General features: G+C 35.5%; 27 protein-coding genes. 17 read left to right on the top strand and 10 right to left on the bottom strand.

Going from position 1 to position 24153, the window contains the following annotated elements:
• From EGI05_RS17700 to EGI05_RS17655, 10 genes are all read left to right on the top strand, one after another.
• Positions 1–543: a beta-ketoacyl-[acyl-carrier-protein] synthase family protein gene (locus EGI05_RS17700; protein ID WP_123264413.1), complete on the top strand. Its 543-nt coding sequence runs from the start codon at positions 1–3 to the stop codon at positions 541–543.
• A gap of 65 nt (positions 544–608) precedes the next feature.
• Positions 609–866 (top strand): phosphopantetheine-binding protein, encoded by a 258-nt coding sequence (locus tag EGI05_RS17695; protein WP_123264335.1) that lies wholly within the window; start codon positions 609–611, stop codon positions 864–866.
• Positions 867–939: 73 nt separating this feature from the next.
• Positions 940–2139 (top strand): beta-ketoacyl-[acyl-carrier-protein] synthase family protein, encoded by a 1200-nt coding sequence (locus tag EGI05_RS17690; RefSeq protein WP_123264334.1) that lies wholly within the window; start codon positions 940–942, stop codon positions 2137–2139.
• Positions 2136–3197, top strand: coding sequence for a beta-ketoacyl synthase N-terminal-like domain-containing protein (locus EGI05_RS17685; RefSeq protein WP_123264333.1), 1062 nt, complete (start codon positions 2136–2138; stop codon positions 3195–3197). The genes EGI05_RS17690 and EGI05_RS17685 overlap by 4 nt, the downstream gene beginning before the upstream one ends.
• A 118-nt stretch (positions 3198–3315) precedes the next feature.
• Positions 3316–4071, top strand: a complete 756-nt coding sequence (locus EGI05_RS17680; protein ID WP_123264332.1) for a polysaccharide deacetylase family protein — start codon at positions 3316–3318, stop codon at positions 4069–4071.
• Entirely contained in the window at positions 4064–4690 is a 627-nt protein-coding gene (locus EGI05_RS17675; protein ID WP_123264331.1) for a LolA family protein, read from the top strand. The genes EGI05_RS17680 and EGI05_RS17675 overlap by 8 nt, the downstream gene beginning before the upstream one ends.
• A complete protein-coding gene (locus tag EGI05_RS17670) occupies positions 4656–5291 on the top strand; it encodes a hypothetical protein (RefSeq protein ID WP_123264330.1) in 636 nt (211 codons plus the stop codon). The genes EGI05_RS17675 and EGI05_RS17670 overlap by 35 nt, the downstream gene beginning before the upstream one ends.
• Positions 5292–5294: 3 nt before the next feature.
• Positions 5295–5666: a 3-hydroxyacyl-ACP dehydratase gene (locus tag EGI05_RS17665; RefSeq protein WP_123264329.1), complete on the top strand. Its 372-nt coding sequence runs from the start codon at positions 5295–5297 to the stop codon at positions 5664–5666.
• 5 nt (positions 5667–5671) lie between these two features.
• Positions 5672–6157: a hypothetical protein gene (locus tag EGI05_RS17660; RefSeq protein WP_123264328.1), complete on the top strand. Its 486-nt coding sequence runs from the start codon at positions 5672–5674 to the stop codon at positions 6155–6157.
• Between the two features lie 4 nt (positions 6158–6161).
• Entirely contained in the window at positions 6162–7334 is a 1173-nt protein-coding gene (locus EGI05_RS17655) for a DUF2062 domain-containing protein (RefSeq protein ID WP_123264327.1), read from the top strand.
• On the opposite strand, the gene EGI05_RS17650 is transcribed toward EGI05_RS17655, so the two are convergent.
• The gene (locus EGI05_RS17650) at positions 7331–9049 is read right to left on the bottom strand and encodes a response regulator (protein WP_123264326.1); all 1719 of its coding nucleotides are present in this window, start codon (positions 9047–9049) and stop codon (positions 7331–7333) included. The genes EGI05_RS17655 and EGI05_RS17650 overlap by 4 nt on opposite strands.
• Positions 9050–9321: 272 nt before the next feature.
• On the opposite strand from EGI05_RS17650, the gene EGI05_RS17645 reads away from it, so the two are divergent.
• From EGI05_RS17645 to EGI05_RS17620, 6 genes are all read left to right on the top strand, one after another.
• Positions 9322–9507, top strand: coding sequence for a hypothetical protein (locus EGI05_RS17645; protein WP_123264325.1), 186 nt, complete (start codon positions 9322–9324; stop codon positions 9505–9507).
• A 93-nt stretch (positions 9508–9600) separates the two neighbouring features.
• The gene (locus EGI05_RS17640) at positions 9601–9897 is read left to right on the top strand and encodes a hypothetical protein (protein ID WP_123264324.1); all 297 of its coding nucleotides are present in this window, start codon (positions 9601–9603) and stop codon (positions 9895–9897) included.
• Positions 9898–9977: 80 nt separating this feature from the next.
• Entirely contained in the window at positions 9978–10505 is a 528-nt protein-coding gene (locus EGI05_RS17635) for a hypothetical protein (protein WP_123264323.1), read from the top strand.
• Positions 10502–11422: an HTTM domain-containing protein gene (locus EGI05_RS17630; protein WP_123264322.1), complete on the top strand. Its 921-nt coding sequence runs from the start codon at positions 10502–10504 to the stop codon at positions 11420–11422. Before EGI05_RS17635 ends, EGI05_RS17630 begins: the two co-directional genes overlap by 4 nt.
• Before the next feature lie 22 nt (positions 11423–11444).
• On the top strand, positions 11445–12236 hold the full coding sequence (locus EGI05_RS17625) for a GLPGLI family protein (RefSeq protein ID WP_262694910.1): 792 nt from the start codon (positions 11445–11447) through the stop codon (positions 12234–12236).
• A 1-nt stretch (position 12237) separates the two neighbouring features.
• Positions 12238–12600: a thiol-disulfide oxidoreductase DCC family protein gene (locus EGI05_RS17620; RefSeq protein ID WP_123264320.1), complete on the top strand. Its 363-nt coding sequence runs from the start codon at positions 12238–12240 to the stop codon at positions 12598–12600.
• An 8-nt stretch (positions 12601–12608) separates the two neighbouring features.
• On the opposite strand, the gene EGI05_RS17615 is transcribed toward EGI05_RS17620, so the two are convergent.
• The 7 genes from EGI05_RS17615 to EGI05_RS17585 form a co-directional block, all read right to left on the bottom strand.
• The gene (locus tag EGI05_RS17615) at positions 12609–14234 is read right to left on the bottom strand and encodes a C45 family autoproteolytic acyltransferase/hydolase (RefSeq protein ID WP_185144986.1); all 1626 of its coding nucleotides are present in this window, start codon (positions 14232–14234) and stop codon (positions 12609–12611) included.
• Positions 14235–14331: 97 nt separating this feature from the next.
• A complete protein-coding gene (locus EGI05_RS17610; protein ID WP_123264319.1) occupies positions 14332–15861 on the bottom strand; it encodes a phytoene desaturase family protein in 1530 nt (509 codons plus the stop codon).
• Between the two features lie 131 nt (positions 15862–15992).
• Entirely contained in the window at positions 15993–16877 is an 885-nt protein-coding gene (locus EGI05_RS17605; protein ID WP_123264318.1) for an LpxL/LpxP family acyltransferase, read from the bottom strand.
• A 106-nt stretch (positions 16878–16983) separates the two neighbouring features.
• Positions 16984–17238 (bottom strand): acyl carrier protein, encoded by a 255-nt coding sequence (locus EGI05_RS17600; protein WP_123264411.1) that lies wholly within the window; start codon positions 17236–17238, stop codon positions 16984–16986.
• A gap of 4 nt (positions 17239–17242) precedes the next feature.
• A complete protein-coding gene (locus EGI05_RS17595; protein WP_123264317.1) occupies positions 17243–18463 on the bottom strand; it encodes a beta-ketoacyl-[acyl-carrier-protein] synthase family protein in 1221 nt (406 codons plus the stop codon).
• Positions 18464–18537: 74 nt separating this feature from the next.
• Complete coding sequence (gene fabG, locus EGI05_RS17590) at positions 18538–19269, bottom strand: 3-oxoacyl-ACP reductase FabG (RefSeq protein WP_123264316.1); 732 nt, start codon at positions 19267–19269, stop codon at positions 18538–18540.
• A gap of 57 nt (positions 19270–19326) precedes the next feature.
• Positions 19327–20847, bottom strand: coding sequence for an HAL/PAL/TAL family ammonia-lyase (locus EGI05_RS17585; protein ID WP_185144981.1), 1521 nt, complete (start codon positions 20845–20847; stop codon positions 19327–19329).
• Positions 20848–20945: 98 nt separating this feature from the next.
• Here EGI05_RS17585 and EGI05_RS17580 point away from each other — a divergent pair, with 98 nt between their 5' ends.
• On the top strand, positions 20946–22193 hold the full coding sequence (locus EGI05_RS17580) for an NAD(P)/FAD-dependent oxidoreductase (protein WP_123264314.1): 1248 nt from the start codon (positions 20946–20948) through the stop codon (positions 22191–22193).
• 31 nt (positions 22194–22224) lie between these two features.
• Here EGI05_RS17580 and EGI05_RS17575 read toward each other — a convergent pair whose 3' ends face one another.
• Together EGI05_RS17575 and EGI05_RS17570 are read right to left on the bottom strand one after the other, a co-directional pair.
• Positions 22225–22827 (bottom strand): hypothetical protein, encoded by a 603-nt coding sequence (locus EGI05_RS17575; protein WP_123264313.1) that lies wholly within the window; start codon positions 22825–22827, stop codon positions 22225–22227.
• Positions 22828–22834: 7 nt separating this feature from the next.
• Positions 22835–24127 carry a phenylacetate--CoA ligase family protein gene (locus EGI05_RS17570; protein WP_123264410.1) on the bottom strand — a complete coding sequence of 431 codons (1293 nt, stop codon included), beginning with the start codon at positions 24125–24127 and terminating at the stop codon, positions 22835–22837.
• Positions 24128–24153 lie beyond the last annotated feature (26 nt).

The following is a 24153-nucleotide window of genomic DNA, read 5'->3' as shown; positions in this document are numbered from 1 at the left end:
ATGATGAAGAAAACAGACACTTGCACCATAGAACATTCAACAATAACCGTTAATGGAAATGTTATTTTTGAAAACCAGGGCACAACCTTCTCAGAATTTGCCAAAGAAGCTTATAAAAGTTTAGAGATCAGCTATCCGAAGTTTCATAAAATGGATAACCTGAGCAAATTGGCTTTCCTAGCTGCCGAAACTCTTTTGAAAGACAAAGATAACAGCAGAACGGCATTGGTTTTTGCGAACAAATCATCCAGTTTGGATACCGATTATAAGTATCAGGAAAGCATTAATTCTCAGGAAAATTATTTTCCGAGTCCAGCTGTTTTTGTGTATACTCTACCCAATATCTGTGTAGGTGAGATCAGTATCAAACATCAGATGCAGACAGAGAATGCTTTTTTTGTTTTGGAGGATTTTGATGAAAATTTTTTAAATGAATATTCCCACCAGATTTTGCAGGCAGGCAAGGCAGAGAAAGTATTATGCGGCTGGGTGGAACTCTATCAGGAAAGTTATAAAGCTTTCGTATATTTGTTAACCTTATAAAAATCATTGGTTATTTTGGCCGGATTCTTCGACTCCACTCAGAATGACATTTTACAAATTAAATTATGGAAAACTTAAAAATAGAATTGAAGCACAAAATTATCGAAGTATTAAATCTTGAAGACGTTTCCGTGGAGGAGATCAAAGATTCTGATCCGTTATTCGGAGGTGGATTAGGATTGGATTCTATTGATGCTTTGGAATTGATCGTGCTTCTTGATAAAGATTATGGAATTAAATTGGCCGATCCTAAAAAAGGAAAAGAAATCTTCCAGTCTATTGATACTATGGCCAAATTCATCGAAGAAAACAGAACAAAATAATTAATGTAACGGTGTAACAATGTATCAGTTTACGAATTGCCAGATTGATACATTGCTGCATTATATATAAACCATGGGTCATCAAATTGCCATAACGGGAATGGGCATCATTTCTTCCATTGGAAACAATGTGGAGGAAAATCTTATATCACTTCAATCCGGCAAGCATGGGATTTCAGATATTGAATTGTTTGAAACACGCCACGTCGGAGCGATAAAAACAGGTGAGATAAAATTATCTAATGAAGAGCTGGTACAGAAGCTTCAACTTCCTGAAGACAACAATGTAACAAGAACTTCTTTATTGGGAATGATTGCCGCCCAAGAAGCTGTAAAAAGTGCGGGAATTTCAGATATCAACCAATACAAAACGGGGTTGATCTCTTCTACCAGTGTAGGCGGAATGGATATCACTGAAAAATACTTCTACTCTTACGAAAATTTCCCCGAAAAACAAAAATACATTGATGCCCATGACGCCGGAAACTCCTCACTGACCATTGCAGATTACTTAGGACTGAAAGGAATGGTTTCTACCATCAGTACCGCCTGCTCATCTGCTGCCAATGCCATTATGATGGGTGCAAAGCTTATTAAAAATGGAGTTTTAGACAGAGTGATTGTTGGCGGAACAGATTCTCTTTCCAAATTTACTTTGAATGGATTCAATACCTTGATGATCCTTACTGATTCTTATAATACTCCTTTTGATAATAACAGGAAGGGGTTGAATTTAGGAGAAGCGGCTGCATTTTTAGTGCTTGAATCTGACGAAGTGGTGAAAAAGGAAAACAAAAAAGTCCTGGCCTACCTTTCAGGTTATGGAAATGCTAATGATGCCCATCATCAAACAGCTTCTTCAGAGAATGGACAAGGCGCTTACCTAGCGATGCAGCAGGCTTTAAAAGTTTCCGGGCTTCAAAAAGAAGATATTGATTATATTAATGTTCACGGAACAGCAACTCCTAATAATGATTTATCGGAAGGAATTGCGATGATCAGGATTTTTGGGGAGAATAATGTCCCTGAATTCAGTTCTACAAAAGCATTTACAGGACATACTTTAGCCGCTGCTGCCGGAATTGAAGCCGTTTTTTCCATTTTGACGATGCAACACAATCTCATTTTCCCGAACTTGAATTTCAAAACAAAGATGGAAGAGTTTGATTTGGTTCCTGTAACGGAATTGAAAGAGAAAAGCATCAATCATGTGCTTTCCAATTCATTCGGGTTTGGTGGAAATTGTTCAACTTTAATTTTCTCTAAATCATGAGTGCAGTATACATCAACAGTGCTTCCTGCATTTCAGTTCAGGATACTTTAAATGAAAATTTCTTTCAACATCTTACTCCTGAAAATTCTACTCAGGTGATCAAAGCTATTGAACCCAATTACAAAGATTTCATTCCTGCTGCAATGATCAGAAGAATGTCTAAAACGGTAAAGATGAGTTCCGTAGCTTCTCATTATGCTTTGAAAGAAGCAGGAATTGAGCAACCTGATGCCATTATTGTGGGAACAGGAATGGGGTGTTCCCAGGATTCCGAAAAATTTTTGAAAAATGTGATTGATAATCAGGAAGAGTTCTTAACACCCACTTTTTTTATTCAATCCACCCATAATACGGTTGCGGGGCAAATTGCTTTAGGTCTGCAGTGTCATGCGTATAATTTCACATACGTAAATACTTCTTCATCTCTGGAGTTTTCATTTCTTGATGCAAAACTTCAGATCAATGACGGAGAGGCAGAAAATGTTCTTGTAGGCTCTACAGATGAGCAGACTGACAGAACAATGGAACTCTATCAATTGAATAACACGATTAAAAAATCGGAAAACCTACCTTTTGATTATCTAAGCTCAACAACAGATGGTGTTATTTGGGGAGAAGGTTCAAGTTTCTTTGTTTTAGGCAAGGAAAAAAAGGAAAATTCTTATGCTCAGCTTAAAGACATCCTGATCACTAATAAATTAAAGCTGGATGAAACTCAAAACTTTATTGGAAATTTTTTAGCTAAAAATAATCTTACAGGTAATGATATTGATGCCGTGATCCTTGGTTTCAGCGGAGATGCAAAATCCGATGTTTATTATACCAAAGCCATGGATCTATTTTCTACTTCAGCTTTGTTATATTATAAACATTTGAGTGGTGAATTCAATACGGCAAGTGGTTTTTCAACATTTATGGCTTGTCATATTTTAAAGGATCAGCAAATTCCGGAAGTGATGATGATCAATTCAATAAAGAAAGATGGCATTAAAAATGTTCTTCTTTATAATCACTTATCGGGAAATGATCATAGCTTAATGTTATTGGAAAGAGCTTGATTGGTGAGAAAGCAAAACCGTGAAATCGTTAAGCCGTGAGTGAATCACGTTTGTATTCTGATGAAAGGATTTCAATTATAATATTTAAATTATTAGAGAGCCGTAAACATTCCAAAACATGAAGCATTATCCATTCATCCTGTTTTATCTTTTCTGTAACGTATTTATTTATGCGTTTCAGGGAAGTTTTTGGGTGTATTTGTTGTGTTTTCTGGCTTTTTCTGCTGTAGTTGTTTGGGGTTCTTTCGAGATTCAACTGGGCTACTTTGTCAATAGTATTACTCATAAAAGGACAAGGATTAAAGAAGTTGCCCTTACTTTTGATGATGGTCCTACAGAATTCACGCCGAAGTTTTTAGATATTTTAAAAGAAAATAATATAAAAGCCACTTTCTTCTGTATTGGAAAACAGATTGAAAAATATCCTGAAACTTTTCAAAGGATCATCGCAGAAGGTCATACTGTTGGAAATCATACCTTAACCCATTCTAATTCAACGGGATTCCTGTCTACTTCAAAAATGATTGAAGAGATTGAAAAATGTGATGAGGTAATGGCTAAAACCGGAAATATCAAAACAGATTTATATCGTCCTCCTTTCGGAGTTACCAATCCTAATATTGCCAAAGCCATCAAAAGAACCCACAAAAAAAGTATCGGCTGGAATGTGCGTTCTTTAGATACGATTACTGATAACGAAAAGAAAATTTATACTAGAGTTACCAAAGGTTTAAGAAAAGGCAGTATTATTCTCCTACATGACACATCAGAGAAGACGTATCATGTTTTGGTCAATTTATTGCTATTTTTGAAGGAGAAAAAATATTCCACTTTTACGGTGGATTCAATGATAAAATCAAAGAATAATGGTTAAAAATATTGCTTTTGGAGCATTTTTATTGATTTCAAGCCTGTTTTTGGGTCAAAATACGGCAATGACAGGAACGGAAGCTAAAGCATTTGTCACCCAGGTTTCTTCTGGCACACAACAGATCAAAACATTGCAGAGTGATTTTACCCAAACCAAAAAGATGGATTTTTTGGATAAAAATATTGTGACGTATGGCAAAATGTCTTTAAAATCCCCGAATATGTTAAGCTGGAAATATACAAAGCCTTATCAATACAGCATTGTTTTTAAAGACAATAAAATTTTCATCAATGACCAGGGAAAAAAATCTTCAGTGGATGCCAAAAGCAAAACTTTTGAGAAGATCAATAAGTTAATTGTAGGAAGTTCCAACGGAAAGATGTTTAATGATCCTGAATTTACGGTAACGTATTTTAAGAATGGAAATTTCAACATTGCCAAATTCACTCCGAAATCTTCTCAATTATTAAAATACATTAAGCAAATAGAATTGTATTTTCCTAAAAATCAATCTACAGTTTCGCAGGTAAATATGCTGGAAGCTTCGGGAGATACTACGAATATTGTTTTCAAAAACACCAAGATCAATGCGCCGATCGCTGCTTCAGAATTTTCTTTATAGCGGTGTTTTGCTGATGCTGATTTCGTGCAAAACATTTGAGCTTACTGATGCAAAGCCTGTTTCCGGTTCTGAAAAAACAGTTGAAAACCTGTACTTTTCTTCCCCGGAAGATTATGTCTATAAATGTCAGATCGATATTTATAAAAATCACGTAAGCGGCATTCTGATCATCAAAAAACTGAATGAAACGACTCACCGTGTTGCTTTGACTTCTGATTTCGGAAACAAACTGATCGATTTTGAGATTTCAGATGTTGATTTCAAGGTTAATTACGTAATTCCCGATCTGGATAAAAAGATCATCATCAATTTCCTGAGAAATGATTTCCAGCAACTTTTGAAAAGGCAATATCCGGTAAATGAAACCTTTGAAAATACCCAGTCCAATATTTACCTTTCAAAAGAAGATAAAAAGACATATTATCTGTTCTTCAACAAAGAAAACGGTTTGCTAAATACCATCATTTACACGAAAAACAATAAGGAAAAAATCGATTTTACTTTTGAGGCAAAAAAACATATCTTCGCGGATAGTATCCATCTTCAGCATAAAGATTTTAAGATCAATATTAAACTTGTTCAAATAACAGAAACCGAATAACTGATGAAAAGTATCCTTACAGATTTTTATACATTACAATCCCATGAAAAGGCAGAGAACGGAAGCATCACTGCGAATATCATACTGAATAAAGATCATGATATTTTCAAAGGACATTTTCCTGGAAATCCTGTGACTCCGGGAGTTTGTATGATGCAGATCGTAAAAGAGCTTACAGAAGAGTTCACCGGTTCAAAATTATTCTTAAAATCTGCTTCGAATGTAAAATTCATGGCGATTATTAACCCGGTTGAGACGCCTGAACTAAAGCTTCAGCTGGATATTACCGAAAGTGAAGGGGAAATTAAAGTAAAAAATACAACGTCTTTTGGCGAGACTATTGCATTAAAAATGTCAGTAAACTATAATAAATAGACATTATGAAACTTCTCTTATCTTTATTTGCCGGATTACTGCTGTTTTTCCAATCCGCAGATATAGAAGCATTAAGAAATAGCTATGCTAAAGCAAGCCAGTCCAATGCCAATACGCAAAGTTTTATCAATCTTGCGGAAAAGCAGTCTTCCTCGGATGTGATCACTACAGGATATAAAGCAGCTGCCAAGATCATGGAAGCCAGGATCACTACGGAAAAGAATAAGAGAAAATCATTCATCAAATCCGGGGCTACAACCCTTGAAAATGTTATCAAAAGTAATCCGAATAATGCGGAATTACGGCTGATCCGATTAAGTGTTCAGGAAAATCTTCCTAAAATTGTAGGATACCGCGGAAGCTTAAAAGATGACAAAACCTTTTTGATCAACAATTATAGTAAGCAGAATGCAGGTCTGAAAAATTATATTAAAAGATTTGCTTCACAATCTAAAACATTTACTCCTGCAGACAGAGCTTTATTAAAATAAAACAATGACCATCCCTGAAGTACGAAACGCCATTTCTGAAAAGAAAATATGTGTTTTAATACCTACTTACAACAATGAAAAAACTCTGAAAAGAGTAATAGACGGTGTTCTGGATTATACCGAAAATATCATTGTGATTAACGATGGTTCTACAGATTCTACTGCACAAATTCTGAGTACTTATCCACAGATTACGACTATTTCTTTACCTGAGAACAAAGGAAAAGGAAACGGACTTAAAACAGGATTCAGAAAAGCCAAAAAATCAGGCTTTGATTATGCGATCACTATCGATTCCGATGGACAACATTATCCGGATGATATTCCTGTTTTTGTGGAAGCTTTGCTACAGGAAAAAGAAGATGTTCTGCTAATAGGAAACCGGAATATGTCTCAAGACGGAATTCCTAAAAAAAGCAGTTTCGGAAACAGGTTTTCCAACTTCTGGTTTTGGTTTGAAACCGGGATAAAGCTGGAAGATACACAATCCGGATACCGTTTATATCCTTTACATAAAATTCCGAAGAAGTATTTCACCCCAAAGTTTGAATTTGAGATCGAAATCATTGTGAGAACGGCATGGAGACATGTCCCCGTGAAAAATGTTCCGGTGAAGGTATTATATGATCCGGCGGAAAGGGTTTCTCATTTCAGGCCTTTCAAAGATTTTACGAGGATCAGTATTTTGAATACTATTCTAGTTATTATCACTTTATTTTACATTATTCCGAGAAATTTCGTGAATAATTTCAAAAAAAAAAGCTTTAAAAAATTCATAAAGGAAGATGTGCTGGAAAGTGACGGAAGCAACCGTACCAAAGCATTTTCCGTTGCGTTGGGTATTTTTATCGGCTTATCTCCGTTTTGGGGGCTTCATACCTTATTGGTTATTTCATTAGCGGTTCTTTTTAAATTGAACAAGGTATTGGCTTTTGTGGCATCAAATATCAGCCTGCCTCCGTTTATCCCATTTGTCATTGCTGCTTCCTTATTTCTAGGAGCACCGTTCGTTCACGGAGACAGTAATATTCTGACTCAGGAGCTGAATTTCGATCTTGTCAAGAATAATTTGCTCCAATATGTGATCGGCAGTGCGATTCTGGCTACCACTATGGCTACACTTTCAGGGATTGCTACCTACCTGCTTTTGCATAAATTAAATCCGGAGAATAATTAATTATCCAGCTCACGTTTTCTATTCTTAATAAAATCTTTTGGGCGTACTCCATTGATCTCGTAGAACAGATCGGAAAAATTCTGTCTTGATGCAATCCCACATTCTTCAGCATAACTTTCAATGGTATAATTAAGATAGGTTTTGTTATTATAAATCTGCTGGGTGATGTAATTGATCCTGAGCTCTCCAAGATATTTATTGAAATTCGATCCTTTATATTCATTAATTACCTGTGAAAGGTAATTGGCATTGGTTCCCAGCTTCAGAGCCAGTTTCGTAAGGGTAAGCCCCTTTTGATTAAACTGTTTCTTTTCTTCAAATTGTTCCAGTTTTTCAAGGATATTCTGAACTTTATCATCATCAATTTTAGATTTCCTTTCTTTTGGAAACTGGAATTCGCCTTCAGTAATGGCGCCTCTATTGTCCATTTGGTTTTTCCTGATCTTTTCTTCCAGGAGGATATATTTTCTATGAATATTTCTCTCTCTGCTGTATTTTATGATCAGGAGTATCATTAATACAATCATTAATGCAATGAGTCCGTATATAATATTAGTACTCCACAAGGTTTGCCTCTCCAATTTCTTTTTCTCATCATAGAGTACCCCAGTGTCATATTCTTTATGGATTTTTGATGATAAATAACTGAAATCCTGCGTAATAATACTGTCTGCTTTTAAAAGCTGTTTGGTATAATACAATTCCTGACCTACATCCCGCTGCTTTTTATAATAGCTAACCAACGCTTCATAGTTTTTCCTTATTTCAGGATGAATGAAGTGATATTTTTGAAAGATGGAGTCCACTTTTTTAAAGTTTCCGATAGCCATTTCTTCATTTTCCAATCCTTGATAACTTTTTCCTATATAAAAATAATTGACGGAAGCCCAGGCAAAATTATTGTTCTTAAGCATTCGGGGAAGTGATTGATTTAAAAATCGTATCGCATTTTTATATTCTTTCTTATAATAACAGGATATCCCTTTGCATTTGAGAAAATAGCTCTCTTCCTGGCTAAAATCCTTGATTCCCACCGTATTTTTTAATCCGATATCGATCAAAGAATCTGATTTTCTATAATCATTGAGATCCAAATAACACTCCACCATTTGATGCAGGCTATTGAAATAGCCTTTCTTATTATTAAAAACCATATTCGGATGCAGCTTTTTTTCTCTAATCTCGGAAGAAAAGTAATCTGCACATTCTTTAAAATGAATGAGGGCATCCTCATAATATCCCAGATAGCTTTTTACTACTCCTAAATGGTAGATAATCTTGTGTTTGAGATATTCATCTTTTATGGTTTTAGAATATTGATATGCCTGGAGATATTCATTGAGAGCCAATTGATACCTTTTGTAATTAAAATAATAAACAATTCCCTTTCCCAGATAGGCCATACTTATCAATTCATTATCTTCTGATAAGTTAGCAGCCCCTATTGTACTATCTGCGTAGGCTAATTTGTTTTCATTGGAGGAAGAATAAAAGACCCCGTCTTTATAGCCCTGCACAAGCTTAGAATAGTTCTTTTCTTTTTTTGCTTTACTAATATACTGATCAACGTATTGAAAAGCATTAATGTCATTCTCTTCATACTGTTCATATTCCTTTCTAATATCTTCAAAACTTTTAGCTTTTCTCTGCTGAGAGTACAAAAAATTGAAAAATATTAAAAGAAACAACAAAAATGTAGTTCTTTTGGCAATCATAAAATGGTATTAGTTTTTATATAAAAATAAAGAAAAACATTAAAATATCACTCTTTGTAGAATAATTTTTATTATCTCAATATTCATGGGAGATTAAAAAAAATTTTACCCGTCTTAATTCGCAAATTAGAACGTCCTAATTTCCCAATAGCGACAAATATGGTTTTTCATCCCGGTTTTCTTGTTCTAACTTCCAATTCGGAAACAAGCTCTACCACAACAACTTAAATCATAAAACCATGAAAAACTATCTACCTATAACCATTATCATAATGGTCTTTATTTTAGCCTTGCATTCCTGCAGGCAAGAGGACAGCATAACCGAATCAACCATAGAAGAGGTAGTGCAGGCTGATAAAAATAATGCCGAGGCTTCTAAAAATGATACCATAGACCAAAACATCACCCCTACTGATCCACCTGTAAAGGATGGGCAGCAATGGAAACAAAAAAAGTGATTATCATTCATCCGATTTGTAGTGCGCAATACAGTAAAGATGAATCTTAATAAATGTGTAACAACCAAAAATTAATTTCAAAATTTTAAAACCATGAAAAAAATTCTTTTTGCATCAGCTGGAATTTTAGCAATTTCCCTAATGTCTTTCACAAACTCTAACAGCAAAAAAGCAGATCCTATCTTCAAAATAGAAGGACAAAGAGTTACTCTTACTAATACACAAGCAGTAAAACCTGCTGATCTAGATTTCTTAGCTCAGCATATGGTAGGTTGGTCAGTTTGTGATTATCAGGCTATGAGCAATGAGTGTACAACAAAGTACAGAGATTTCCCGGACAATGCTCAAACAGTAGCTCAAATCAAACAAATTATTGCAAAGTATCAATAATTTTTCACTTAAAGACGGGATGTACAACAATGTTGTCATCCTGTCTGTTTTTATGATATAGCATTAAAACAAGCGTAATCATGACTCACAAGCCCAGAACAATAGAAATTGCCATATTTTCGATCGTTATCCTTAAAGTATTTATTACAGGGATAATAACAACGGTTTCCAGCTTTTGCGAATTCTATGAATATCAACAACCTGAGCTCGCAGAAAAAATCAATGAAAGCTCTGTGTATAGAAATTCATTTTTCACCTATACAGGTTTTGATACCGGATATGGTTTTTTTGCACCGAATGTTTCCAGCAACTTTATTATTTTCAGTGAAAATTCGGATAAGGTTTATAACTCGTCTGATCTTTTACAGACCAGTGAAGGAAAAACAAGGTTCATGGGTGCAAACGACGTGTTCTTTAACAATTTTGGAAATAAAAAAAATGAGGATAAAATGGCTGCCAATAAAATTATCCTTAAAAGAATTAATAAAATGTTTGAAAAGAAATATAATTCCAAGTTTACCACCACAGTGTACTTATATGAATATCCCAAGTTGGGTGAACTCAATACCAAAAAAGAACATTTAATAAAAATTGATGAAATAAAATGAAAACTATAACCAACAGCATATTTTCAAAATCATTCACCCCTGATTTCATTGTATTTTTCAGAATTTCCATAGGAGTTATCATACTCATCCATTTTTTGTCCTTTTGGAAGGATTTTGACCTGCTTTATACGCAAAACAGCATCATTCCTTTAGAATTACATACTATTTACGGTACTTATAATGTATTGACAGTGGAAAGTATCTTATCATTTTTCAATAATTTTTTAGATGATTATCAATCTATCTTACTTTTTAAATTTTCCTATATTTTCCTTTGCTTAATGATTATCTCAGGATTTTTCAGCAGATTGAGCGCCATCATCCTTATCATTCTGCAAATTTCATTTATAAAATCCGGCAGTCTTTTTTTCTACGGCGCCGATTTTTTCACCAGTATGTCTTTATTTTATATTGTTATTTTTCCTTCAAGCTCTTATTTTTCTCTTCAGAAAAAATTATTTCCGACATTTTCAGAAAGCAAGCAATCATTAACATTGTGCAAAAGATTAATACAGATCCATTTGTGCCTCGCTTACTTTTTCTCAGGACTGGATAAGATATTGGGATTCAATTGGTGGAACGGAGAATCCGTTTGGAAAGCGGTACATCTCCCTAACCTTTACAGCTTTATAGAAATTGGAAATCATATACAAAATCCCATTTTTTATATGATATTAGGATGGGGAGTGATCATCATAGAACTTTTTTATCCTATCTTTATTAATATAAATAAGACGAGGAAGATTTGGCTTCTGCTTACCGTTTCAATGCATCTTGGCATTGTTCTGAGCTTTAATCTCTTCTTTTTCTCTTCTATAATGATCGTATGGAACCTCACATCATATTATTTTAACTATTATCATGAAAATAAAACCATTTCCTCTCATTCTCATCCTTCTGCTAGTAGCCTTTACTAGTTCCTATGCACAATCATACAAAATGATTTACGATTTTCAATGGAAATCAAACAAAAAAAGCCCGGAACACAATAGTGAGCTTTGTGCTTTGATTACGAGAGAGAATAATCAACCTTCCTTTTTTGAGTCTTATGAAAATTTCAGGCTGGATTCTTTAAAAACAAAAGTAATCAATGATTATGCTAAAAATAACCGGCAGGGGCCTTTACGGCTGCCGTCTGATGAAAAAAAATCTTTATTTCGGCCTTTGATCATTAAAAATCCTGCGGATAAAACAATAACAGTAGAAGAAAAGGCTTACGTTAAACTGTTTTCAGTGACCTATAGCTGTCCTATAAAATGGAAAATACAATCAAATGATAAAGAAACCATTTTAGGATATAAAGCTCAAAAAGCTGTCTGTGAATTTGGAGGAAGAAATTGGACCGCCTGGTTCACGAATGAGATTCCTATTATGGACGGCCCTTATAAATTCTCCGGACTTCCAGGACTTATTCTTAAGATCCAGGATTCTGAGAAAAATTATTCTTTTGAAATAAAATCCATCACAAAAGAAAGTAATGATATTGAACACCGTAATTTCGGCTCTTCCAAAGCCGCTAATCTATCTCCTAAACAATGGGAGAAATTTTGGGATAGTTACCGAAAACAGCCATCAATGGTTCTTGAAAACCTGAATACGGAGAAAACGACTTATGTGATCAACGGAAAGGACGTCAACAGCCGTGAAGTAAAAGATGCTTTTAATAAAAAAGAATGGGACGCGATGAAGTTTTTTGAAGATCCTATAGAATTAACCGCAACCTGCAATTGATATGCTGATTTTTTATGATAACTGGTGTCCGAACTGTACAAGGTTTGTACAAATTGTAAAAAAGCTTGACTGGTTTTCGTGTATTGAAGAAAAACCCTTAAGAGATATTCTTTATACCGATGAATTTCCATCGCTTGACAGAAAAATGGCTTTGAAACAAATGGCCTCCTATAACGGAAAATGGCACTACGGTTTTATATCTATTTACCTCATTCTTAAGAAATTGCCTATTTGCTGGATCTTTATCCCTTTTCTTTACCTATTGAAAATATCTACGATAGGACAATTTATATATTCAGAATTGGCACTTAAGAGAAGGATTATTCCGATTCATTGTGATGAGAATAGCTGTCAAATACCATAAATATTTTTCTACTTCAGTCTTTTCACGGTCTTCCTCAAATACTTTTCAACATTTTCTTTATCCGGAAGTGTTGTAATTTCTTTCGTTAACGCTTTCTCAAACTCGGCCTTTGCTTTTTGATAATCTTTTAACTGATAATAGTATTTTCCTGTCTGATAATACACGACCCAAAAATCAGGATTTAGGGATTGATAGTACGAGATGAAATCATCTGTAAGAGCTATGTGATCATTATTATCAATAGCATGAGTCATTTCAGTGTTCATCATTTTGTATTGTTCATACTTCACAAATTCTTCAGAATCTGCAAACGGATCTTTGGCAATATTGAATTGTGACGCTGCAAATTCGCCTCTTTTCAGTCTTTTACCTGAGAAAATCTCATTCAGATCATAGCAGACAAATTCTCCGAGCTGATAGGGATTTGAGGAAACCCAAACCAGTTTTTTCTGTGGTGAAAATATGACCGCATGGTGAGCTAAAAGCTGGTTGATCGCTTTTTCATTTCCATAGCCTATTTTTTCTCCTTTTAAGCCTGATTTATTTCTTAAAATCGCCGCCATTTTCTCCGGATTCAGTTTTTTGTTTTCCTGCAAAAGCTCCTGAAGTTTTTCATAGCGATACTCGGAATGGCTTTCTACAATATGTTTCTGGTTTCTTTTATCATTTTTATAAGCTTCAGACTGGAAATGATTGGTACAAAATACTCGGCTCGAATTCTGAACTTTATACACTCCGAAATTCTTTGGAGAAACTTCAATAATCACCGCATTTTTATCATTCGCACTTCCTACCAGAATAGACTCGGAAACAAAAACTTTCCTCTTTTTGGCAATGGCAATCGCTTCATCAATATTTTTAGCGTATTGTAAAATTTCCCTCGTAACTAAAGAAATTGGTGTTTTAGCCGTTAATGGAATCTTTGATTTTCCGGCATTGATGGTAACGGTAATACCTTCTTTATTCATTCCGGAAACGACCCCGATCATTCCCGGCCAGCTTATGGACATATAAGGGATTCCCTGCTCCGGTTCTACAAATTCAACCAGTTTATTTTTAGCAAAATCATCTCCGACATAAAAATCGAAATTTCTTCCGATCAATAGATCTCCATCTTCCGTATTTTCATTCCATACAGCTAATGAAGTACAGCCCACCATAGCCAAATCCTGTAAAGCGTGTCCGATATCATGAGCGCCGTGCAAATACAAACTTCTTAAATATTTAGGGGCAATAAAATCATATTTCTCCGATGAATACTGGGACAATCCGTATAATTCAGCCTGGTAATCTTCTCTTACATTGAGATACATTTTCCGGTTATACCATTTTAGAAAACCTCTCAGCAATTTTTGTTTAAATTTTGACGGGACAAAACCTTCTACTTTAGAAAAGAAGATCTCTTCCTGTTGCCGCATGAGATCTTGTGTCAAAGCTCCATTGTTATAACCCAATTGTAGCGGATTGCCCTTGATATACAATTCCCAAAGCTGCTGTTTATTCTTGGTTAAATAATTTTGATTATAGCTGAACGTAGAATCATTAATCTTGTTGATTTTCGGAACTTCTAATGAGTATCGCTTTATATCAGGAAGATGGTGAATGGATTTTGAAACACCACAGGAAGTGAGGATAAGGGTGAGAAGTAAAACTAAGGAGTACCTATTTCTACTAAAGGAGTTATCTTTTGGAGATTCTTCGCTCCACTTCGTTCCGCTCAGAATGACAATACTATTTCTCACTTTGTTTGATCATTTGGGTGAGACGTTCATCAATCAGGTCTTTTCCTAAAATTTCAGCGCAGGTATTAAACGCCCCGATGGTTACTCCTAAAATCCCATGCATATTAACAGATTGCCCGGTCAGGAAAATATTATCAATTTTCGTTCGTGGGGAAACCATTGTTTTCAGTGGGTTTTCTGAGCTTTTCACATATCCGTACATATTTCCTTTAAAGCTTCCGATATAATCACGGTAAGATAAGGGTGAGGAAGTATACACTGCTTTTATCGATGATCTTAAGTCCGGAATCTTCTTCTCCAACGCATCAATCATTCTTTCTGTTTTTTCCTGCTTGAATTGTTCATACTGTTTTCCTCTCTCATGTTGATTAGCTACTGTATTTATAGTATTTTCCCAAGCTTTTACCTCATCAAAATCCATATAAGAAATAGCAGTCAAACTTTCCGCAAATTCAGGGTAGTGCTTTGAAGGTGTGGAAGAAAGCATATAGGTTTCCGGCCATTTTTTTTTATCGTAACGATAAGCATTCCATACAGATTCTTCGGAAGAATAGTGAAAGATATTGTAATTGAAATTCGGAATAGTATGAGGTTTCAACACCAAATACACACTGAAACATGACGGAACGGGTTCCCAGCTTAATACTCTGTTGAGGAAAGATTTTTTCAACCTTTCTTCTCCAATCAGTTGAATGATAGAACGGATTTCAATATTGGAAATAAATTTTTTGGCGTAATATTCCTTACCCGATTTTGTTTTTACGGAAGTCAAGACATCATTGGTGAAAACCATTTCGGAAACTTCGGCATGTTTGTGAACATCAGCTCCGTACTGACGTAATTTCCGGATCAGCAGTTTGGAGATCTGGCTTCCTCCTTTTACACATTTATAAGCACTTTGAATATAGGAATTCACGGTAAGTGCATGAACATAAAAGGGAACATTTTCAGAATCTCCCGCATACAGGAAATTGGAGCCCAATAGAACAGACTGCAGTTTTTTATCGGAGGTAATTGATTCTATAAACCTTTTGGTATTCAGGTGGAGAATTTCTTCATTATAATTTTCCTTTCCTATAACGTTATACCTCGGAAACTGGCTGCAAACGTATTGAATTTCCTCACAATAGCTTTCTAAGTTTTCTTTTTCATGAGGAAAAAATTCAGATAATTGCTTAACGAAGTTTTTATACCCTTGAGCATGCGGATATTCAACAGGGTCATCCTCAAAAGTGATTTTGTCATAGCCGTCTTCATCCATTTTCTGAAGTTCCAGCTCGTCCATGATTTCCAGGTAAGAAAAATATTGATTCAGGTTTTGCCCTTGAGAAAGACCACCTAAATAATGAACTCCGGTATCAAAGATCAGTTTATCTCTTGAAAAGGTCTGTAAATTTCCTCCGTACTGATTGTTTTTCTCCAAAACACAGACTTTCAAGCCTTCTTTGGCCAGAATAAGAGCCGAAACAAGTCCCCCCAATCCGCTTCCGATTACAAGTATGTCATATTCTTTTTTCAATGGAGAAAAGGTGTGTTTTTTTAATTAAGAGATTAGAGTAAGAAAATTATAAAGTAATCATCTTAGTTTCTAATGTTCTTAACCGTTTGAGTTTATTTTATTATTAGTTTTCGGACTTAAAATTAGAAAAATTAATCAATATCGTCCCAAAAATCGAAATAATTGAACCATTGAGTAGGATATTTTTTAAGCATGAACTCCAGATTCTGAACATAGGAATTTAAAAGTCCTTGTGCATCACGCTTTTTAATGTTTTGAGCAACTCTTGCAAATAAGTGATAATGAAGATTATTTTCTTTCATTACATATACATACACTACGGGAACTCCCAGTCTGGAAGCAATTAAGAACGGACCTGCAGGAAATTTAGCACTTTTCCCCAATAGCTCTGCTCCAAGATATTTTGAACCTTCGAAATAGCGATCACCGGTAAAACAGATCAATTCATTATTCGAAAGTGCCTGATTAATATCAAAGATATGCGACATATCCTCTTTCACATAAATGAATTTGATATTGCTTTTTTTAACCGCTACACTTTCAAGATATTCTTTAATAACGGTAACTTCTTGGTCTGTCGTCACCAAATTGATCTGGCAATCAAAGTCGATATCCGCAAAAAAATGTTCTGCAATTTCAAAATTCCCGATATGGGCACTGATGAGAACTCCGCCTTTTTTTTCGTTTAAAAGATTTTTCAGATTTTCAACCCCATCAAATTCATATGTGAAACGATCTCGTAGACCCACAGAAATTGCCGTTTTATCAATTAACACTTTTCCGAAAATAAAATAACTTTTGAATATGGAGAGTTTGGATTTCCAGAAGCTGTAATTCAGCCTTTTACGGAAATAGTAAAAGATGTATTGATTGCTTTTTTTCAGAAAAAGAAAATAATAAGCTGCAACAAAATAGAGAACAATATATGAACTTCGGACCCCTATATTTCTAATGCACCAGACGAATATTTTATATCCTAATATGGTTCCTTTAGACTTACCTTTCCATTTGTTCATTTTTAAAATAGCAATGTATCAGTGTAGCAATTTACCAATTAAAATCATTATTGCATATCAGATTGGCATATTGTTACATTCAATTGAGTAAAGTTCTAATCAATAATTAAGCGTTTTTTTCAGCGATTTTATGTTCAATCGTAGTATAGAAATCATCAAAAGTAACCATCTTTTTAAAGTCAGCTTCTCCCAATTTCACTCCAAAATTAGATTCTATTACCACTACCATATCAATATAATCCAGGCTGTCCAGGCCCAGTGTATTTTTAAGGTTTGCTTCATTGCTGATTTCGTCACCGTCTACCTCAAATTCATTTACCAGAAAATCATTAACAATGGCAACAATTTTTTCCCTTTCCATGTTTTTAATCAAATTTTTTAACAATTAATGCGGAATTGGTTCCCCCAAATCCGAAAGAATTTGACAAAAATACGTCAATTTTTTGATTTTTCGTTTCAGAGACTAAATTTATCTTTTTCGCCTCATCGTCAGGATTTTCCAGATTGATATTCGGAGCAATGAAATCATTTTGCATCATCAGAATAGAATAGATCACTTCACTTGCCCCTGCCATCCAACATTCATGGCCCGTCATGGATTTAGTAGAACTCACCGGAACTTTGCTTCCGAAAATCTCATAAATGGCTCTTGCTTCATTAGCATCTCCAATTGGAGTAGAAGTTGCATGGGCATTAATATAATCAATATCATTTGCGGTTAACCCTGATTGTTTCAAGGCTCTGTCCATGGCTAAAGCTGGCCCGTCAACATTGGGTGTGGAAATATGCCCTCCATTCGATGAGAAGCCATATCCTACGATTTCAGCCAAGATAGGAACTCCTCTTCTTTGGGCAGATTCTAAGCTTTCCACAATTAAAGTCGCGGCTCCACCACTTGGAATTAGCCCATCCCTTGCTGAATCGAATGGTCTTGAAGCTTTGGAAGGCTCGTCTTCTCTCACGGAGAAAACACCTAATCCGTCAAAGCTGGCCATTGAATATTTATTGGTTTCCTGAGCTCCACCACATACGATCATATCCTGAAAACCATTTTTAATCATCATGTAAGCCAATCCGAGTGAATGAGATCCGCTTGCACAAGCTGCACTGATGGTTAAATTGATCCCTCTCAGCTTAAATATGGTGGAAAGATTCATGGTCACCGTAGAGTTCATGGATTTGAAAATGGCTCCGGAACCCATTAATGTAGTATCTTTCTTTTCTCTGGCAATATCTATGGATTCTATCACTGCCTGAGAAACGCTATCGTTTCCGTATAAAATTCCAACTTCATGATTCTCAAAATAATCTTCATCCAGACCCGCTTGTTTTAAGGCATCCATGGTAGCAAGATAAGCGTATTCACTTTCCTCTCCCATACTTACACGTTGTCTTCTATTAAGCAGATTTTTTAAATCCGGCTTCGGAACAACGCCTGTAAGGCCTGATCTGAACCCGAACTCTTTTCTTTCTTCTACTAAAACAATACCGGATTTTCCTTGATACAGGGATTCTCTGACCTCCTCCAAGGAAGTCCCGATGCAGGAATAAATTCCCATTCCGGTAATTACAACCCTATTTTCCATTTAAAATTAAAGGTTTTAGGTTGCAGGTTGTAGGTTGCAGCTGTTTACTGTTACCCATTATCTGCCACCTTATTTTATGAGTAAATTCCTCCGTTAATATTAATCACTTCGCCTGTAATATATGAAGCTTTTTTCGATGCTAAAAACGCTACCAGATCCGCCACTTCTTCCGCTTCTCCAAATCGGTTGGCAGGAATCATGGCTTTAAGCTCGTCTTCATTAAACTCCTGTGTCATATCTGTTCTGATAAACCCTGGAGCAACCGCATTTACGGTAATATTTCTCTTGGCTACTTCCTGAGCCAAAGCTTTCGTAGCTCCTACCAAAGCACCTTTTGCTGCTGAATAGTTGGTTTGTCCGGCAGTTCCTTTTACTCCTGAAACAGAAACCATGTTGATGATTCTCCCGTATTTATTGCGTAACAGTTTCTGGATAAAGAAATTCGTTACGTTGAAAAAACCATTCAAGCTTGTATTGATCACACTGTTCCAATCTTCATTTTTCATCCACATGAATAATCCGTCTCTTGTAATTCCGGCGTTATTCACGATCACTTCAACAATTGCATCAGGATTTCTCTCCTGCCATTCTGATAAAACGCTCTGAGTTTCTTCTGCATTTCCTACATCAAATTTCAGGATCTCTCCTGTTGCTCCCAGTTCCGTAACTTTTGCCAATGTTTCATTAGCTGCCGCTTCGTTGGAAGTGTAGTTGATCAATAGGTGGTAGTTTTTTTCTTCCGCCAGTTTTATACAGATGGCTCTTCCTATTCCCCTGGAGCCTCCCGTTACCATTGCACATTTCATGTATTAGTGTTTAGTTTTATTTCTATTTTAATATTGACAACTTATTAAGTGCTTTAATTACATTGTCTTTAGATATTTTTTTACTTTTTCCAGATACGGATACATCACCATATCATCGGAAAAAGCAGGGATAATTTTTCTTATCTCATCATACAATTTCTTGGTGGATGAAGATACTTTATCCTGATAGCCCAGATATTCAATAGCCTGAACAATCGTTATTGCCTCAATGGTTAATACCTCAAATGCATTTTCGATCACTTTTCGGCAAATTACTGCTGCATTGGTCCCCATACTTACAATATCCTGATTGTCATTATTGTTCGGGATACTGTGAACATACATGGAATTGGATAACATCTGGCTTTCGGCAGTGGTGGACGTCGCCGTAAACTGTACTCCCTGCATTCCAAAATTAAACCCTAATTTACCTAAATTTACAAAAGGAGGCAAAATTTCGTTAATTTTCGAATTTAAAAGGTAATTCAATTGTCTTTCAGCTAGCATCGTCAGTTTTGTGACTACCAACTTCAGTTTATCCATTTCCAGAGAGATATAATCTCCATGAAAATTACCTCCATGATACACATGCTGGTCCTCAACATTGATAATTGGGTTATCATTGGCTGAATTGATCTCATTTTCAAGAACTTTCTCCGTGTATTCCAAGGTATCCAGAACAGGTCCCAAGATTTGTGGTACGCATCTTAATGAATAATACTCCTGAACTTTATCTTTAAATACCTTTTCCTGTTCTTCAAAATGGGTATATAAGTGATCTTCTCTTTTTCTGATCAGCTTGCTGTCTGCCAAATGAGCACGCATCCTTTCAGCCACTTTCTGCTGACCGTAATGTCTTTTGGTTCCATTCAAGGCTTCTGACAAATGGTCATCATACGCCTGAACAATTTCATTGATCGCACAGGAAAGCTGGATAGAAATATCCGTTAACTGATTGGCTTTGTAAGCATTTACAATTCCTATTCCGGACATCACAGAAGTTCCGTTCATCAAAGCAAGGCCTTCACGGATTTCCACTTGTATAGGCTCCAAACCTTCTATTGCAAAAACTTCTTTTGTTGATTTTCTTTCCCCTTTATAGAAAACCTCTCCTTCACCAATCAGTACCAATGCCAGATGAGCTAATTGTACCAAGTCTCCACTTGCACCTACTCCTCCATGTTCAAAAATCAATGGTGTAACGTCCCTGTTAATTAATTCTTTAAGTAAATTAACAACAGATTGATGTACTCCCGAATTTCCAAGAGACAAGGTGTTCAACCTTGCCAACATACAAGCTTTCACTTCTTCCGCAGGCAATGGATTTCCAATCCCCGAAGAATGACTTCTGATAAGGTTATATTGTAACTGGTGCTTATCCTCATCATTAATCTTAAACTGGGCCATCGGTCCGAAGCCGGTGTTCACACCATATATTACTTTATTCTTCGAAAATTCTTTCAAAAACTGAAAACTAGCCTCTATTCTGGCTAAAAGTGCATCATCCAGTTCTATTTTTTCATTTTCAACGATAATCTTTTGAAAATCCTTCAGTTCTAAAAAGTTATTTATTTTCATCAATTAAAAGTAATAATAGATAATTTTATAAAATATTAATTAATTGTCATTAATTTTGCGGCAAAGATAGAAGTTATTATTAAAATAAAAAATCAAAGATGGACAAAGAGTTTGTTGACGTTCTCGTAATTGGGGCAGGACCTTCCGGATGTGTATCTTCTTCATACTTAAAGAAGAACAACGTCAACGTAAAGGTTGTAGAGAAGACAAAATTCCCAAGATTGGTTGTTGGCGAAAGCTTGATTCCAAGAGTCATGGACCATTTTGATGAAGCCGGGCTTTTTCCTGCTTTGGATGCCATGGGCTTTGAAAAGAAATTGGGGGCCCGTTTCCTTCGCGGTGATGAAGTCTGCATCTTTGATTTCAGTGATAAGTTCGGGGAAGGCTGGGACTGGACCTGGCAGGTTCCAAGAGCAGATTTTGATAATACTCTGGCTCAGGAGGTTATTAATAAAGGCATTGATCTTGAATTTGAAACCGAGGTTACGGGTATTAAGTTTAATGGTACAGATTCTATCACTACAGTAATTAATAAAGATGGAAAAGCTAAGGAAATCCACGCCAAATTTGTGATCGATTCCAGTGGTTACGGTAGGGTTTTACCTCGTTTGCTTGATCTGGAAAAACCTTCAAAACTTTCTCCACACTCCGCTATTTTTGCGCATGTAGAAGACATTAACCGCGAAGAAGGTGTTGAGGGAACTTTAATTTCTTTTGACATTATTGAAACTGAAGTATGGCTTTGGGTAATCCCTTTTTCCAATGGCAATACAAGTGTTGGAATTGTTGGACCTACCGATTATATTGAAAAACTTTCTGAAAACGGAGATACTATAGAAGCTTTAAAAAAGGCTATTTCACTTTCTGATTATTATGTAAAGCGTTTCGGAGATGTAGATTTCCTTTTTGAACCTAGACATTTGAAAGATTATTCTTGTTCTGTAAAAAAATTATTCGGAGACGGATTTGCCCTAACCGGAAATGCGTCTGAATTTCTGGATCCTGTATTTTCTTCAGGAATGGCATTTGCTACAGAATCGGGTATGCTTGCTGCAAAACTGGCATTAAGACAATTGAATGGTGAAACCATTGACTGGCAAAAAGAATATACCGATTATATATTATACGGCGTAGATGTTTTCACCACTTATGTAAAAGAATGGTATACAGGAAATCTTCAGGAATTATTCTTTCACAGGCCTGAAAATGAAGATGTAAAAAGGAAAATATGTGCTGTTTTAGCAGGGTATGTATGGAACAAGGACAATCCTTTTGTAAAGAAACATGATACCGTAATTAAAAATCTTGCGAATCTGATTAAAATGGAAAAAGAACAAAAGCAATAAAAGTTTCGGCGGCCTTTGGCCGCCGAAACTTTTATTGCTTATTCACATAATGATTCACTTTCAAGGCGAGCATTTTTGATGTTTTTGCATAGCATTCAGAAATTCGGTCATTATTATTAGGAATTCCTATTACATTATCTCCGGTAGCTTTTATTCCTTCAACCAGCATTAAAATGTTGCTCGGGTTTTCAGTTTCCACAAAAGTCATTTTGGAGTTCATTTCAGCAGGAATACTTCCTATTCCTCCAAAAATACCTTGAGAAATCCATGTGGGTTCAACAATTAAAGTATATCTTGTTTTCTCAAATTTTGTAGATGCTTCTATCTCTGTATTTTTATTCCACGAAGCTAAAAACTTATCCTGAAAAGTTTTCTCTTTTGAGTATTCCCAATCTGCTTTCCATTTTTCCGCTTCTTCTTTGCCTTTATTCTTTTCTATTTCCATCATTCTTTTGGCAACAAATTCTTCTTCACTCAGTTTCTTTTTCTCAAAAGTAACTCCCTCAAATTTAAAGACAACTTTTATAAATTTTTCTCCTTTTAAAAAATTGTAATCTCCAGAAATAACTTTCACTCTTTGAGACATCAGATTTGCCGAAATAGCCAGCAAAATAAATAATAAAGCTTTTTTCATTTTGAATTTATCTTAAATCAATAAAAGTAATTGGCTTCCTATTGTTCGGATGGTAAACATCTTTAGATAAAACATCAAACTCCATCAATTCAATTTTCGGACTTACTCTTAGTTTTGCCCGGAAATGATCCCTTACCTCATTGACAAAATTTTCATCTTCCCTTTCTGTACTCACCTTAATGACAATCTCATCCAATCCTATTTCATTGGACTGAATCACGATCTGATAACAGGAAATAGAAGTAAAGTCATTAAGAATATCATTCATTGCAGGTGGATACAAGGTAGTCCCTTTGTATTTGATCATCTGCTGTTTTCGCCCGATTACGGGTCCTAACCTCATGGTATTTCTTCCACATGCACAAGGTTCATAATGGGCTTTTACTATATCCCCAGTTTTAAATCTCAATAAAGGAATAGCCTCAACGCCCAAAGTAGTAATGGTTAATTCTCCACTTTCACCCTCTTTTACCGGGTTCCCATCGTCATTTAGAATCTCCGTGATAATCAGCTCCGGGTGATGATGACCTCCAATCTGGAACTCACATTCCGTAAATGCCGTACTCATCTCTGTGGAAGCATAGGTAGAAAAAAGTTTAATATCCCACTTTTCCTTGATCTTCTGAGAGAGAATATTATCCGTGAAGTCCTGATTTTTGATGCTTTCTCCAATACAAACAGCTCCGTAAACACTGGAGTTTTTATAATCCAGTCCGTTTTTTTCAGCATAATCGATCATTTTCAGTAAAAAAGACGGAACAGTGATCAGATATTTGGGTTCATATCTAAATATAGAGTCCCATTGTAATTCCGGAATTCCGGGTCCCATTCTGACCACGCTTGCGCCCATTTTTCTTAATCCTAAAAAATAAGCAAGTCCTGCCATGAACCTCTTGTCAATAGTAGTGATCATTTGAACGACATCTCCTTTTTGAATTCCCGCACAGGCAAATGAGATCGCTTCATTGTAAGCCAGCCTCTCAAGATCATTATCCGATAAACCAAATGTAACAGGGTCACCTAATGTCCCGGAAGTTGTACTGTAATCTACAATTTTATCGTAGGGAATACAGAAAAAATCATGATTGTATTGTTGAAGGTCATTTTTTGTAGTAGTCGGAATTTTCTGTAGGTCTTCCAACGATTGAATATCACTAATACTGATATTGTTTTCTTTAAATAGTCGTTGATAGAAAGGAGAATTTCTTTCAAGATAGATCAGCAGTTCTTGAAGCTTTTCTTCCTGAAACTTTTTAATTTCCTGAATAGTCGATTTTTCAATAGCCGGATAAAATTCCAATGGTTTTGATTTTAAAGTAACAAATG

The organism is Chryseobacterium daecheongense, assembly GCF_003729955.1.
In the GTDB taxonomy this organism is placed as follows: Bacteria; Bacteroidota; Bacteroidia; order Flavobacteriales; family Weeksellaceae; genus Chryseobacterium; species Chryseobacterium daecheongense.
This window is presented reverse-complemented; position numbering and strand designations above follow the sequence as displayed.